This window comes from Amycolatopsis acidicola (genome assembly GCF_007713735.2).
GTDB classification, from domain to species: domain Bacteria; phylum Actinomycetota; class Actinomycetes; order Mycobacteriales; family Pseudonocardiaceae; genus Amycolatopsis_E; species Amycolatopsis_E acidicola.
Window position 1 is genome coordinate 1 of the sequence record NZ_VMNW02000143.1, and the last position, 14,771, is coordinate 14,771.

General features: G+C 70.0%; 13 protein-coding genes. 11 read left to right on the forward strand and 2 right to left on the reverse strand.

Annotated elements, in window-relative coordinates; genetic code table 11:
- Positions 1-90 precede the first annotated feature (90 nt).
- Genes FPZ12_RS43365 through FPZ12_RS43385 form a run of 5 tightly spaced genes read left to right on the forward strand, consistent with a single transcriptional unit; the run spans position 91 to position 5,025 of the window.
- Positions 91-1,065 (forward strand): TauD/TfdA dioxygenase family protein, encoded by a 975-nt coding sequence (locus tag FPZ12_RS43365; protein ID WP_144759109.1) that lies wholly within the window; start codon positions 91-93, stop codon positions 1,063-1,065.
- Positions 1,066-1,125: 60 nt separating this feature from the next.
- Positions 1,126-2,382, forward strand: coding sequence for an ROK family protein (locus FPZ12_RS43370; protein ID WP_150980776.1), 1,257 nt, complete (start codon positions 1,126-1,128; stop codon positions 2,380-2,382).
- 56 nt (positions 2,383-2,438) lie between these two features.
- On the forward strand, positions 2,439-3,488 hold the full coding sequence (locus tag FPZ12_RS43375; protein ID WP_144759097.1) for an ABC transporter substrate-binding protein: 1,050 nt from the start codon (positions 2,439-2,441) through the stop codon (positions 3,486-3,488).
- Positions 3,485-4,321: an ABC transporter permease gene (locus tag FPZ12_RS43380; protein ID WP_144759095.1), complete on the forward strand. Its 837-nt coding sequence runs from the start codon at positions 3,485-3,487 to the stop codon at positions 4,319-4,321. Before FPZ12_RS43375 ends, FPZ12_RS43380 begins: the two co-directional genes overlap by 4 nt.
- Positions 4,300-5,025 carry an ABC transporter ATP-binding protein gene (locus FPZ12_RS43385; RefSeq protein WP_144759092.1) on the forward strand — a complete coding sequence of 242 codons (726 nt, stop codon included), beginning with the start codon at positions 4,300-4,302 and terminating at the stop codon, positions 5,023-5,025. Before FPZ12_RS43380 ends, FPZ12_RS43385 begins: the two co-directional genes overlap by 22 nt.
- Positions 5,026-5,053: 28 nt before the next feature.
- Here the strand turns inward: FPZ12_RS43385 and FPZ12_RS43390 are convergent, their stop codons facing one another.
- Both FPZ12_RS43390 and FPZ12_RS43395 read right to left on the reverse strand, forming a co-directional pair.
- Positions 5,054-6,955, reverse strand: a complete 1,902-nt coding sequence (locus FPZ12_RS43390; protein WP_144759089.1) for an FAD-dependent monooxygenase — start codon at positions 6,953-6,955, stop codon at positions 5,054-5,056.
- Positions 6,956-7,047: 92 nt separating this feature from the next.
- Positions 7,048-7,782 (reverse strand): IclR family transcriptional regulator, encoded by a 735-nt coding sequence (locus tag FPZ12_RS43395; RefSeq protein ID WP_144759086.1) that lies wholly within the window; start codon positions 7,780-7,782, stop codon positions 7,048-7,050.
- A gap of 95 nt (positions 7,783-7,877) precedes the next feature.
- On the opposite strand from FPZ12_RS43395, the gene FPZ12_RS43400 reads away from it, so the two are divergent.
- The 6 genes from FPZ12_RS43400 to FPZ12_RS43425 all read left to right on the forward strand — a co-directional run bounded on the left by FPZ12_RS43400 (position 7,878) and on the right by FPZ12_RS43425 (position 14,625).
- Positions 7,878-8,684 (forward strand): SDR family NAD(P)-dependent oxidoreductase, encoded by an 807-nt coding sequence (locus tag FPZ12_RS43400; RefSeq protein WP_144759084.1) that lies wholly within the window; start codon positions 7,878-7,880, stop codon positions 8,682-8,684.
- 29 nt (positions 8,685-8,713) lie between these two features.
- Positions 8,714-10,111: an FAD-dependent oxidoreductase gene (locus FPZ12_RS43405; RefSeq protein WP_208026220.1), complete on the forward strand. Its 1,398-nt coding sequence runs from the start codon at positions 8,714-8,716 to the stop codon at positions 10,109-10,111.
- Entirely contained in the window at positions 10,101-11,453 is a 1,353-nt protein-coding gene (locus FPZ12_RS43410) for an FAD-dependent oxidoreductase (RefSeq protein ID WP_144759081.1), read from the forward strand. Before FPZ12_RS43405 ends, FPZ12_RS43410 begins: the two co-directional genes overlap by 11 nt.
- A gap of 147 nt (positions 11,454-11,600) precedes the next feature.
- Positions 11,601-12,962 (forward strand): hypothetical protein, encoded by a 1,362-nt coding sequence (locus FPZ12_RS43415; RefSeq protein ID WP_144759079.1) that lies wholly within the window; start codon positions 11,601-11,603, stop codon positions 12,960-12,962.
- Between the two features lie 16 nt (positions 12,963-12,978).
- Entirely contained in the window at positions 12,979-14,295 is a 1,317-nt protein-coding gene (locus FPZ12_RS43420; RefSeq protein WP_208026221.1) for a PHB depolymerase family esterase, read from the forward strand.
- 120 nt (positions 14,296-14,415) lie between these two features.
- Entirely contained in the window at positions 14,416-14,625 is a 210-nt protein-coding gene (locus FPZ12_RS43425; protein ID WP_150980778.1) for a hypothetical protein, read from the forward strand.
- The last annotated feature ends 146 nt before the right edge of the window (positions 14,626-14,771 follow it).

Genomic DNA, 14,771 nt, shown 5'->3' on the forward strand with positions numbered 1-14,771 from the left:
TTCTTCATCCGTCCGCAAAATTGACCCTCCGGCACGGGGGCGCCCAGGATTCACGGTACCGAGTTCCTTGACAGATAAGGGAAAACGACCATGACCGCCACGCAGGACCTGTCCACCCCGACGCTCACGGTGCGCCCGGTCGCCGGGCACATCGGTGCCGACATCGACGGGATCGACCTGTCGCGTCCCCTCGAGGAGGACGTCGTCGCGCGGCTGAAGGACGCGTTGCACCGGCACCGCGTGCTCTTCTTCCGCGACCAGAACCTCGACCACGCCGCCCAGATCGCCTTCGCGCGCAACTTCGGCGAGCTGACGTACGCGCACCCGCACGACGACGCTCCGCCGGAGGAGCACCCGGAGATCTTCACGATCGACCCCCGCCGCTACGAGGAACGCTACGGAAAGGACTTCCGCACGGAGGAACGCCGACGCCGCTACAGCTACTTCACTGGCTGGCACACCGACGTGACGGCTGCCGTGAACCCGCCGGCGGGCTCCATCCTGCGCGCCGAGATCGTGCCGGACGTCGGCGGGGACACGACGTGGACCAACCTCGTCGCGGCATACGAGGGCCTGTCCGAGCCGGTGCGCGAGTTCGTCGGGACGCTGCGCGCGGAGCACCGTTACGGCGGGGCGGATCGCCCGGCCGGCGGGAGCTCCTACGCCCAGCGGGTCAACGACAACCTGCTGGTCGCCGAGCATCCCGTGGTGCGCGTGCATCCGGAGACCGGGGAGAAGGGGCTGTTCGTCAACCCCGGTTTCACCAGCCACATCATCGGGTTGTCGCCGCGCGAAAGCCGCGCCCTGCTCGATCTGCTCTACGCCGAGATCACCCGGCCCGAGTACACCGTCCGGTTCCGCTGGGCACCCGGCAGCGTCGCGTTCTGGGACAACCGCGCCACCGCGCACCTAGCCCCGCGGGACATCGAGCACCTCGACGTGGAGCGGCGGCTGCACCGCGTCACCCTGGTCGGCGACCGGCCGGTGGGCCCCGACGGGGCGCCGTCGAAGCTGCTCGAGGGCCAGCCGTTCGGTGCCGGGCACCGGGTGGTGGTGCGGTCCTGAACACTCCCACATGCTGAGCGCCGGTGTGGGGCGAGGGCGTTTCCTGCGACGATCGCGGAAATGTCCCCGGAAGGCAACGCCATGTCCCGCAACGGTTCCCGGCCCGCAGGCGTGAGCACGGTGCTGCGGGAGGTGCTGGCCTCCGGGCCGGTCGCCCGCAGCACCGTCGCGCGCCGCACCGGGCTTTCGGCGGCCGCGGTCTCGGGCCACGTCGCGGAACTCACCGCGTTCGGCCTGGTGCGCGCGCTTCCCGGGGTGACGGGCGGGCCTCAGCGGGCGGGCCGTCCGCACGTGCCGCTCGACATCGACACGGCGCAGCACGTCGTGGGCGCGATCCACCTCGCTGTCCCGCACGCCACCATCGCGTTGCTGGACCTGCGGGCGAACGTTCTCCAATCCGCGCGCGTCCCGCACGAAGGCCGCGGCCCGCACGAAGTGCTCGCCCGCGCCGCGGACCGGATGCTCGCGATGATGACCGAGCACGCGTTCGAGCGCAGCGCGATCGGCGTGGGCGTGGCCACGGGCGGCTGGGTGGACCAGGACGCGGGCACGATCGTCGAGCATCCCGTGCTGGGCTGGCGCGACGTGCCCGTCCGCGACTTGCTGGCCGCGCGGACGGGATTGCCGATCGAGGCCGACGCGCATTCCCGCGCGCTGATCCACGCCGAACGGCTGTTCGGCCAGGCATCCGGCACCGCGAGCGTGCTGCAGTTGTTCGTCGGCAACGTCGTGGACGCGGCCTTCGCCACCGCGGACACCGTGCAGCACGGGCCACGCTCGGCCGCCGGCGCGATCGCGCACCTCCCCGTCGACGACAGCGACGAGCCGTGTTCTTGCGGCCGCCGGGGTTGCCTGCAGGCGAGCGTGTCCGAACGGGCGCTCGCGGCGCGCGCCGTCGCGGGTGGCCTGCTCACGAAACCGTCGTTCATGGACCTGCTTGCCTTGGGAGAGCAGGGTTCCCCTGCCGCGGTCGAATTGTTCCGCGAGCGCGCGAGGCTGCTCGGCCGTGCCGTGGCACCGGTGCTGGACCTGCTCAACCCCGACGTGGTGACGGTCGTGGAGCCCGGCGTCAGCCGGATCCCTGGCTGCCTGGCCGAACTGCGCGACGCGGCGGCCGCGCGGGTGTCGATGTGCCGGGACCCACGCCAGACCTTGCACGCCACGAGCTTTCCCGCCACCGCGCTCGCGACCGCGGCCGGAGCCGCCGTGCTGACCGAGTTCTACCGGAACCCGTTGTCCTGGCTCAGGAAACCCAGATCGTGGAACCGGATTAGTTCACCGGTCCGCAAAATTGACCAGGCGACGGAAAGCGCGTGAGAATTCCCTCCCAGAACGGTCCGAAATGGATTCTTCCGTGACCACAAGGAATTCTCATGCCCCGATCCGCACTGTCCCCATCCCGGAAACCGCTCGTGCTCGCCGTGGCGGCCGCGCTCGCCGCGGCCGGCTGCGCGTCCGGCGCGGGTGCCGCGAAGCTGACCGCGCAGGTCTCCGACACCGTGCCGCAGGGCACGAGCCTCTCGGTCGCCGTGCACACCACCGAGGTTCAGCTCAAGACGACCGGTGAGGTCGGCAAACTGCCGTTCACCGTCACGGACTGGCCCGTCGTACAGGCCGGTCCCGACGTGATCCAGGCGTTCCGCGCGCACGCGGTCGACGTCGCGACCAACGCGGGTATCCCGCCGATCCAGGCGCACGGCACCGGGCTGGACGCGAAAATCGTTGCGGTGCAATGGAAACAGCAGCCGCAGTACCAGCTGGCCACGGCGCCGGGGTCGGACGTGCGCGCGCTGGGTGACCTGCGGGGCAAGAAGATCGCGTTCTCCCCGGGCCAGGCGCAGGGCGTGGTCGTGCTGCGCACCCTCGAACAGCTCGGCCTGACGAAGAACGACGTGCAGCTCGTCGAGCTGAACAGCCCGCAGTTCCTGACCGCGCTGCAGTCGAAGCAGGTCGACGTGGCGCCGCTCGCGGAGCCGACGCTCACCAAATACCTCACCCAGTACGGAAAAGACGGCGCGCGGGGCGTCGTCACGCCTGCCGTCGACGCGCTGACCATCCTGTGGGCGCCCACCGACGTGCTCGCCGATCCCGCGAAGGCCGCGGCGATCAAGGCGTTCATCCCGTACTGGGCACGATCCCAGGTGTGGGCCTGGGAGAACCCGGCCCAGTGGCGGGATGCCTACTACGTCAAGGACCAGCAGGTGAGCCCGGCCGACGGGCAGCGGATCATCGACTCCAGCGAAAAGCCCGTGTTCCCGGCCAGCTGGGACGCCGCGATCAAATGGGAGCAGGAAACGGTCGACCTGGTCTCGAAATGGGGCTACTTCGGCGGTTCGTTCGACGCCGGTGACCTCTTCGACCGCCGTTTCGAGTCCGTCGCCTCGGCGTCGGTGCCCGCGGCCTATCGGGGAGGGCAGTCATGACGAGCCTCGCCGAGACCCGGCCGCGCACCACGCCGGAAGTGCGCACCGGGCCGCCGAGCCGGCGCAGGCTGGGCAGGCCCCGCACCCTTCCCTTCGCGCGGCTGACGGGAATCGTCGTCCTGCTCGGTGCCTGGTCGATCGCCTCGGGCGCCGGCGTGCTCGACCCGCGCAAGCTGTCCGCCCCGTGGACGGTGCTCGAGACCGGCGCGGGCCTGATCGCCGACGGTACGCTGCAGGGCAACCTCGGGCCCTCGCTCTACCGCGTCGGCGTGGGGTTCGCCGTGGGCGTCGCGATCGGCACCGCGCTGGCAGTGTTCGCCGGCCTGACCCGGATCGGCGAAGCGCTGGTCGACGGGCCCATCCAGGTCAAACGCGCGGTCCCGCTGCTCGGGCTCGCGCCGCTGATGATCCTCTGGCTCGGCATCGGCGAGCAGTTCAAGATCGTGCTGATCGCGGCGGGCGTCGCGAGCTATATGTACGTACAGACGCACGCCGCGCTGACCGCGATCGACCAGCGCTACGTCGAACTCGCCGAAGTGCTCTCGCTCTCACGCACGGCGTTCGTGCGCAAGGTCGTGATCCCCGGCGCGCTGCCCGGTTTCTTCCTCGGGCTGCGGCTCTCGGCGACGATCGCCTGGCTCACGCTGGTCGTGGTCGAGGAGGTCAACGCGATCGACGGCGTCGGCAAGATGATCTTCAAAGCCCAGGACTACGGGCAGTCCGACGTGATCCTCGCCGGGCTCGCGGTGTTCGGGATCTTCGGGTTCGCCTCGGACGCGCTGCTGCGCGCCATCGAAAGGAAGGTGCTGTCGTGGCGACGCACGCTGGCCTGACCGCCGCCGTCCGGGTTTCCGGGCTGCGCCGCCGGTTCGGCGACCACCTCGTGCTCGACGGGCTCGACCTCGAACTCGCCCCCGGTGAGTTCGTGGCGCTGCTCGGCAAGAGCGGCTCCGGCAAGAGCACCCTGCTGCGCGCGCTCGCCGGGCTGGACTACGACACCGGGGGATCCGGCGAAATCGCCGTCCCGCACCGTGTTTCGGTGGCCTTCCAGGACTCGCGGCTGCTGCCGTGGCTGCGCGTGCTCGGCAATGTCGTGCTGGGACTGGGAAAGGCGGGTGAGCTGGGCCGCGCGGCGCTCGCCGAGGTCGGCCTCGCTGACCGGGCGCGGGCGTGGCCCGGCGAGCTGTCCGGCGGTGAACAGCAGCGGGTCGCGCTGGCGCGCTCGCTCGTGCGGGAGCCGGAACTGCTGCTGGCCGACGAGCCGTTCGGCGCGCTGGACGCGCTGACCCGGATCAAGATGCACGAACTGCTGCGAGCCCTGCACGAACGGCACCGGCCCGCCGTGCTGCTCGTGACCCACGACGTGGACGAGGCGATCGAGCTGGCCGACCGGGTGCTGGTGCTCGACCGCGGGCGCATCGCGGTGGACCGCCGCGTCGAGCTCCCGGCACCGCGGTCGCTGCGGGATCCGGCTTTCCACGAGTTCCGGGACCTGCTGCGCGGCGCACTGGGCGTCGAGACCGGAGCGGCCGCGTGACCCGCGCTGTTCGGCTACGACAGGGTCGTCACGAGGCCTCGACCAGCACCCCTTCGAAGAACTCCACCAGTTCCTGGTGTGCGTGGAGAGGGAGCACGTGCGCGACGTACTGGTCCGGGCGCACGACGACGACGCAGCCCTCGTCGCGGTCGAGGCCGCGTGCGGCGAAGAGGTCGTCGGCCGGGTCCGGGCAGAACGTCTTTTCGTAGTCGACGAGGCCGAAGGGACCCTTGCGCGGCAACAGAACCGGCGGCAGCTCGGCCACCGTCACGTCGCGGTGGCCTTGCTGCAGCACGGCCCGCACGTCGATCACGGAGTCCGGCTCGGCGCCGGGCGGGGTGAAGCGCGCCAGCGGTGATTTCTCCGAGGCGAGGAACTCCGCCAGCCCCCGCAACCGGGACTCCGGCGCGCCCGGCCGGGCGCGGTCCGCGAACGCGTACAGCCGCCATGCACCGTCGGCGCGGGCGGCGTGGCCGAGGTGCATCCGCTTCGCGTCGGCCAGCCGGATGACCGGCGCGGAGTGGAACCGCATCCCGAGCGGGAAACCCTCGGCCAGGTGCTGGTGCGCGGACTCGGCGGTCAGGATCGACGGCTCGTAGCGCACGGCCACCCCGGCGGTGAACCGGCCCTGCTGCCGGAAATAGCCCTGGAACTTCTCCGGGTTCTCGTCCTGGCCGGACCGGGAGCTGAACGCGGCGGCGAACTCCTTGTCGAACTCGATCAGCTCCCGGGCGACCTCCTGCCGTTCGGCCGAGTACGTGCGCAGCACCTCCGGCCGCGACGTGCCGCGCAGCACCGTGCCGAGTTTCCAGCCGAGGTTCCAGGCGTCGGCCATCGAGACGTTCATGCCCTGCCCGGCTTTCGCGCTGTGGGTGTGGCACGCGTCGCCGGCGATGAAGACCCGGGGCAGCCGGGTGCCGGCCTCGTTTTCGGGGACGTCGTCGAACCGGTCGCAGAGGCGCTGCCCGATCTCGTAGACCGCCCACCAGCCGACGTCTTTCACGCTCAGCGTGTACGGATGCAGGATCCGGTTCGCGACCGCGGCGAGCTTTTCCGGCGTGACAGTGCGCTCCCGCAGCATCTCCGCGTCGCGCTCGTTGTCGAGTTCGATGTAGAGCCGGACCAGGTAGCCGCCCTCGCGCGGGATGATCAGGATGCTGCCCTGTTCGGAGTGGATGGCCGATTTCAGCCGGATATCGGGGAAATCGGTGACGGCCAGGACGTCGAGCACACCCCAGGACTGGTTGGTCGCGTCGCCGTTGAGCTCCAGGCCGATGGCCTGCCGGGTGCCGCTTCGCGACCCGTCGCAGCCGACGACGTACTTCGCGCGGATCGACGAAACCTCGCCGGTCGGCTCGAAGTTCCGAAGGTGTTGCAGGGACACGGTGACCGGGTACCCGGCCGCGGGATCGTCGTCGACACGCACCTCGGTGGCGTGCAGGCCGTAGAAAGGCTCGGCGCGCGCGGCGGAGCGTCGCATGTGGTCACGCAGGTACGTCAGCATCCGCGCCTGGTTGACAATCATGTGCGGCATCTCCGACAGGCCTTCCTCGACGTCGTCGATGCGGCCCGTGCGCGCGATCGCCGAGCGGTCGCCGGGATCCGGCTGCCAGAACGTGACCTCGTTGACCTGATAGCCCTCGTGGATCAGCTGACCCGCGAGGCCGAACGCCTCGAACATCTCGACGGTGCGGCAGGCGACGCCGTCGGCCTGGCCCACTTCGAGCGGCCCGTCCCGTCGATCAACGATCACGGTGCGGAGCTCGGGGAACTGCGCGAGCTGGGCAGCGAGGACGAGCCCGGCCGGCCCGCACCCGACGATCACGACGTCGGCGACGTCCGGCAACCCGGCCTCACGCGCGGCGGCCTCCGGGTGCTCCTGCTGGACGAACGGGTCACCGGGCCGGTAGCCGTCGAGATAGAACTGCACTGTTCGCGCTCCTCCACAACGTCGGGTTCCCCTCGATAATCCCGGGCTGCCGCTCTGGAGAACAGGATGTTCTGCACAGAGGAACAACGGGTTCAGCGAACGAGCACCTCCCGGGCTTCCGCGGCCGTCCGGAGCAGGTGGGCGGCGAACTTTTCGCGGTCTCCCCTGCCGTAGCGGGCCCTCGGCATCGCGATGCTCAGCGCCGCGATTTCACCGTCGATGGCCCCGAGCGCCACCGCGAAGGCCGCCACTCCCGGTTCGCTCTCCTCGAAGTTGCTGCCGATCCCCCGTTTCCGGGTCAGCGCGAGTTCCTGGTGCAGCCGCTCGAGATCGGCCTTGCCCAGGTCGCGGGGAGCCACCTGATAGCGCGCCTCCACCTCCTCGCGCGGCAACCCCGCGAGCATCGCCTTGCCCGCCGACGTGACGTGAGCGGGCAGGCGCACGCCGGTGCGCAGCCCGAAACGCAAAGTGCGCACCGCCTCGATCCCGTCGAGGTGGTGGATCTCCGTGCCGACGAGCACGGCGAGGTGGCACGTTTCCTCCACCCGCTCGAACAGCCTCTCCAGGAACGGCCGCACCCGGACCCGAAGCGGCTGCACCGCACCCAGGCCGTAGGCGGGGCCGGGTTCGTAACGCTTGCGCTCCCCCTGCACCGCGAAGTCGTCGGCGACGAGCGTGACCAGCAGGCGTTGCGCGGTGGACGGGTTGACGTCCAAGGCTTTCGCCGCCTCCGTGACGCTCAGCGAGCCCTGGGCCGCCATCAGCTTGAGCAGCACCAGCGCGCGGTGCACGGCCTCGACCCGGCCGGGTTCTGTATTGCGTATCACGCAAAAACTCTACCTTTTCTTGCGCAGGCTGCAAGCGCGGAGTTACGTTCGAGCCACCTCAGCCGCCAACGGCACTCGACCGGCAAAGGAGCCGAATGCCCCGGAAACCCCGTCACACCAACGAATCCCGGACAGCCATCGTCACCGGCGGCGCCGGTGGTCTCGGCTCCGCCCTCTGCGATCGCCTGGCCCGCGCGGGCTACGGAGTCGTCGTAGCGGACCTCGACCTGGAGGCCGCGGAAAAGCGCGCCGCCGCGCTGCCGGAAGTGGACGGCCTCGAACACCGCGCCTTCGCCGGAGACCTGACCGACTCGTCCGTCAACCGCGAACTCGCGACGTTCGCCGCCGGCCTCGCCCCGATCGGCGTGATCGTGAACGCCGTGGGCATCTCCCCCAAACGCGACGGGCACAAGATCCCGTTCACCGAGCTGTCCGACGAGGACTGGAACCGCGTGCTGGCGGTGAACGTCACGGCCCCGTTCTTCCTCGTCCGCGAGGCGTGCGAGCTGATGCCCACCGACGGCAGCGCGAGCATCGTGAACCTGTTGTCCATCACGGCGAAGCTGGGCACCGGAGGAGCCGAAGGCGCGGACTTCCCGCCGCACCTTCCGTCCAATGTGGCCTATGCGGCGAGCAAAGCCGCGCTGCAGAACCTGACCGCGAGCCTGTCACGGGAACTGGTCGACCGGAACATCCGCGTGAACGGCGTCGCCCCGGGGTTCGTGCGGACACCGATGATGGGCGACGTCCCCGCGGACGGTCCCCTGCTGAACCAGGTGCCGATGAAACGGTTCGCCCGGCCCGGAGAAATCGCCGACGCCGTCGCTTTCCTGGTCAGCGACCAGGCCTCCTACATCACCGGGACCAGCCTCGACATCAACGGCGGCTGGCTCACCTGCTGACCGTCCCCCGAACCGAAAGCGAGCGCGGGATGACCCTGCCCGAACACACCTTCGACCTCGTCGTCGCCGGCTCCGGCCTCGCCGGTCAGGTCGCCGCGACGGCGGCGAGCGAAGCCGGGCTGAACGTGGTCCTGCTGGAGAAAACGGCGAACCTCGGCGGCTCCTCTGCGATGAGCGGCGGCTACTTCGCCTTTTCCGGCACCGAAGAACAGGCGGCTCAGAACGTCGGCGATTCCGCGGAATTGTTCCGGCGGGACCTACTGGAATCCGGCCGCCACCGCAACGATCCCGCGTTGCTGGACGCGTACCTGGCTCATCAGGACAGCACCTACCGATGGCTCAAGGACCACGGAGTCACGTTCCGCGCACTGGAGCTCAGCTCGGGCCAGTCCGTGCCGCGCAGCCACAATTCCGCGATCAAGGACGTGCTCGCGTTGCTGCACAAGACTTTTACCGCGCGTGGCGGGGAAACCAGGACCGGCCACCGCGCCGTGCGGCTGGTGAGAAACGAAAACGGCACCGTGACCGGGGTCGTCACCGAAAACGGCGACGGCGAGCACCTGTTCACCGGGCGCGCCGGAATCGTGCTGGCCACCGGCGGTTTCAGCCGGGGCGTGGACCTGTTGCGGACCTTCGCGCCGGAACAGCTGGCCGCGATCCCCTACGGCGGCAAGGGAAACACCGGCGACGGGCTGAAGATGGCGTGGAAGCTCGGCGCGGGCATGGCCGACATGGCCTCGGTCTCCGGCACCTACGGCTCGCACCCCGACACCGGCGAGGAGTTCCACGAGCTGCTCACGGCGTACTACCTCGGCGCGATCATCGTGAACACCCACGGAAAGCGCTTCACCGACGAATCCCAGTCCTACAAGGTTCTCGGCCGCGAAGTGCTGAACCAGCCCGAGGGCCTCGGATTCGAGGTGTTCGACGCGAAAGTACGGACCCAGTCGGAGCCCGGGATCCCGCTCAACGACATCGACCTGCTCGAAGACCTCGGCCACGTGTTCAAAGCGGACAGTCTGGAAGAACTCGCCGACGCGGCCGGGATCGCCAAGGCCGGCCTGATCGAGACGGTGCGCCGCTACAACGCCGCCATCGACGGGCTGCGGCCGGACGATGTCGGACGCACCAGCCTGTGCAACGGTGTCGGTGAACCCGCCCGGATCGACGAGCCCCCGTTCTACGCCTATCCGGCCAAATCCTTGCTCACCAGTACTTTCAGCGGCGTCACGATCACCCCGGCCGGGCAGGTGACCGACGTCGACGGCGGGATCATCGACGGCCTCTACGCCATCGGCGAGGTCACCGGCGGCTTCCACGGCGCCGCCTACATCACCGGCACCTCGCTCGGCAAAGCCGCGGTATTCGGCCGGATCGTCGCGGAACACGCCGCGGCGCGGCTCGGGGAGGACACGAATGTCGCCTGAGGAAATCCGCCGCGTCGACGTCGTCGTCGTGGGCTCCGGTGTGTCGGGGTCGGCGGCGGCGCGGACCGCGGCCCGCAGTGGCGCCAAGGTCGCGTTGCTGGAGAAGCTCGAGACCTTCGGCGGATCGGCGGCGTTGTCGGCGGGGATGTTCTGGACGGCCCCGAGCCTGGACGCGTACCAGGCGCGGATTCCCTTGGGCCGCACCGAACTCGGCGCCAAGGTGGTGGGCGACTACGAGGAAGCCGTCCGGGAGCTGCGGCAGTCGGGCGTGCGGGTGGCGGACGAACCCCAGCACGACATCATGACGTTCGGGGTCGGCTACTCCACGGACATCACCGCGATCCTGGCGAGCTGCCGCGACGACGTCCTCGCCGCGGGCGGCGAAACCCACACCTCCACACCCGTCACCGGCCTGGTGTCCGACGGGACAGGGGTGACAGGCGTCCAGGCACGTGACTCCCAAGGCCGCCTCGTCGAGTACCGCGCACGCGCCGTCGTGCTGACCACCGGCGGGTTCCAAGGCGCGCGCGACGAACTGACCCGCTACATCGGGCCGAACGCCGACAGGCTCCTGCTGCGCTCGAACCCGGGCAGCGTCGGCGACGGGCGGCGGCTCGCCGGCACCGCGGGAGCCGGTGGCACGACAGCCATGAGCACCTTCTACGGCCACCTCGTCGGCTGCCCGGTCGAGCGGTTCGAACCGGCGGACTACCTGCCGTTCTCCCAGTACTACTCCGGTTCCACGATGCTCGTGAACCTGCGCGGACAGCGCTTCACCGACGAAACCCTCGGCGACGAGCTGCTGAACCAGGACCTCACTTTCCAGCCCGAGGCGCGGGGCGTGCTCATCTTCGACCACCACGTCCGCACCACCGAAGCCTCCAGCGAGCCTTTTCCGGGGCTGGGCACCATCGACCGCTTCGACATCGCCGTCCAGGCAGGCGCGAAGCACGCGGTAGCACGGACTCTGCCCGAACTCGTGGACGCGGTCGCCGCCTGGGGCGTGGACCGGGAATCCCTGAGCGCCACCCTCACCCGCTACCAGGAAGTCGCGGCCTCCGGCGGCGGAACGGCCCACGGCATCACGGTTTCCGCGAAGGCACGTCCGCCCCGCACCAGTCCGTTCTACGCGCTCATGGTCCAGCCGTCGATCACCTTCACCTTCGGCGGCATCAGCATCAACACCGACGGCGAAGTCCTCGACCACGACGGACGCGCCATTCCGGGCCTCTACGCCGCGGGCGCGGACATCGGCGGGCTGTCCAACTACGGGTACGCGGGCGGCCTCGCGCCCGGCTACATCACCGGCCGCTGGGCGGGCCTGGCCGCGGCACGTCGCTGAAAGCCTTGCGCGCACAGGGAATTCACAGGTGCGTGCCGCGCCGGAAATGCACCCGCCCGCAATCTTTGGTTGCAGGATCCGACATTGAGTTCTCGCCCGGCTGTGGTGAAGCTGCGTGGGGCCAACGGCGACCGCGGAAGGGCGAGCATGTCTTCGAGCATCGAAAACGGGCACTCAAAGGGATTCGCGCGACGGTCGTTCCTCGCCGCGAGCGCGGCGGCCGCGCTGGCGAGCTCGGCACTGACGGGAACGGCGGCCGCTGCCGGAGCGGACGCGAAGAACGGGTTGACGGCGGGCGCGGGCAAGGCCGCGATCGCCATCCCGCCGGAGCTGCTGCCGCTGGACGGCTTCACGACGGTCCACGACGATCTCTATGTCCGGGTGCTGGTGCTGACGTCCGGAGCCACCCGGGCCGCGCTCGTCGTCCTGGATCTGACGTCGATCAGCGCGGAGGCGATCGCGCAGATCCGCCAAGTCGTGACGAAGACGGCGGGCGTCGCCGCCACCGACATCATCGTGACGGTCACGCACACCTTCTCCGCGCCTCACGTCCTGGCGAGCACGAGTTCGCCCGGGGCCGCCACCTGGGTGCAGAACATCGTCGCGGCCGCCACGAGCGCGGCCGCCGACGCGGTGAAGAGCGCACGACCCGCCCGGGTCGGCTACGGGGTGGGTTCGGCCGACGTGAACGTGAACCGGAACGTCGAGACGTCGGCGGGCTGGTGGCTGGGCACGGGCGAGGCGCTGCCGTCGGACAAGAGCGTCAACGTGGCGCGGTTCGACGACCTCGGCGGCAGGCCGATCGCGATCCTGGTCAACTACAACGTGCAGTCCTCGGTGATGATGGAATCGGTGATGGCCGGCGGAGATCTGCCCATCACCGCGGACCTGGCAGGCGCGACCGTGGCGCACCTCGAACAGCAGTACGACGACGTGACCGGGTTCTTCCTGGTCGGGGCGTGCGGCGACCAGGCGCCGGGCTTCCGGTCGAAGCGGTACACCATCGACAAGGCCGGGAACTGGTCCCAGACCGACGCGCGGGACGCGGGCTGGTTGCTGTTGACCGTGCAGGGCGAACGGCTCGGCACCGAAGCGGTCCGGGTCAGCGAAACCATCAAGACCTCCACGGCCCGCACGCTGAAGCTGGTCACCGACTCGGTCACGGTCGATGCCGTGGTCGGCGGCCACCCCACCGCGCCGACGACCTCCTACACCTTCGTCCCTGCCGGGACCACGCAGGCGCCCCTCTGGGTGCTGCAGGTCGGCGAAGGCGCGTTCGCGGGCGCGGCACCGGAGCTGTCCACCAGCACCGCGTTGACCATCAAGAAGAAGTCGCCGCTGAAGTACACGTTCGTCCTGTCCATGCTGGAGGGCGGCGCGAAGAACATGGCGGACCGGTGGAACTACCAGCATCTGACGTACGAGGCGATCGATTCCTCGTACGCGGAGGGCGCCGCCGAGGCGCTCGCCGACCGGTTCGGCCGCGTCCTGAACTCACTGTCCAAATAGAACTCGGGAGGGTCCAGTGCTCGGCAGGCGTACGTTCATCGCCGGTACCGCGGGAGCGGGAATGCTGGCAGTGCCGGGAGCGATCGCCCCGGCCTACGCGGAACCGGCAAGCCCGGTGCGGAGTGCCACAGCCATCACGCAGGTCTTCGGTGACGGCCAGAAACTGACCGCCGTCGCGGTGGAATACGACCGCGACATCGTGGATTCCTTGCTGACGACGTCGGCTTTCCAGGTCGCCGGGCGGACGGTGACCAGGGTCTACGCCACCAAAGAGCCTGCCGTCGCGAGGTCGGGCCGCAACGGCAGGTACGTCATCGTCGAGCTGTCGGCCGAGGACGAGTCGGCGGCGCTCTGGGTGACCGGGCAGGGGTCCGGCGGCGGCACCGGCGGGCCGCCGACTGTCGGGGACAGCACCCCAGGCGGCACGATTCTGCCGGCGACGGCCTCGGTGACACAGACCGGCACCGTCACGACCACCGGTGGCGCACGCTACGAAGCGACGGGCACGGCGCTGGCCACCACCCGGGTCGTCAACCCGATCGTCGACGACTTCGAGCAGCGCTCGTTCACCGACCCGGCGACCGGGCAGACGTTGGGGTACAACCTGTTCGTGCCGCGGAACTACGACCGGCACAAGCGTTACCCGCTCGTCCTGTTCATGCACGACGCGAGTGTGGTCAACGTCGCGACGGAAGGCCCGCTCGTGCAAGGGCTCGGCGCCGTGTGCTGGGCGAGTGAGGAAGACCAGCGCGAGCACGAATGTTTCGTCCTCGCGCCCGAATACGGCTCCGTCGTCGTCGACGACAACTACCAGCCGTCGACGTTGTTCGACGCCACAGTCAACCTCGTGCACGCGCTCACGACGGAGTACTCGCTCGACCGGGGCCGGTTGTACGCGACCGGGCAGTCGATGGGGGCGATGATGGCGCTGGGGATGAACATCAAGTACCCCAAGCTGTTCGCGGCCTCGTACATCGTCGCCGGGCAGTGGCCCGCCGAGCAGGCGTTGCCGTTGGCGGGCAAGAAACTGTGGATCGTCGTGTCGCAGGGCGACACCAAGGCCTACCCCGGCGAAAACGCCATCACCGAGGTGATCGAGGGCGCCGGGACGGAGGTCAGCCGCGCCACCTGGGACGGCGGAGCCACGCCCGCGCAGTTCGCCTCCGACGTCCGGGCCATGGAAGCCTCGCGGGCGCCGGTCAACTACGCGTCGTTCACCGCGGGCACAGTCACGCCGCCCGGTTCCGCCGGCGGCAGCGAACACACCAGCACGTGGCGCGTCGCCTACACGATCCCCGGCATCCGGGAGTGGATCCTGCGCCAGTCCGGATGATCCGGCGGGATCATGCACGTTGCGTTACTCGAACACGTGTTCTACAGTCGGGGTGTGCCGGTCACGTCAGGGGAAGTGGCGCGGCCGGCACACCCACTGCGGCACGGTTCGGGAGGGCACATGGCTTACAAGATCACGCACCGGCTGCGCGAGCAGGAAGTCCGCTTTCCCAACGAATCCGCCGCCCGCCGCTACGCCGACCAGGTCGGTGGCGGCGCCTCGCACTGGCGCATCACCGTCGCCGGAACCTCACCGGGCGCGGGGTGGCAGGCGACCCACGCCGCCCACCCCGCTGCCCCGGCACAGCGGTCACCCACCACCGAACGGTAACCGAAAGTGACGGGCAGGGAGACCGTCTCCCGGGCCAGCGAGCCGATCCTCGGGCCACACAGGCTTCCGGCACCTCCCCCGGGTTCGCCCCGGCCACCCGGCACTTCGCGCTCGCCCCGGCAACTCCCGCTCGCCCGGCCCCAACC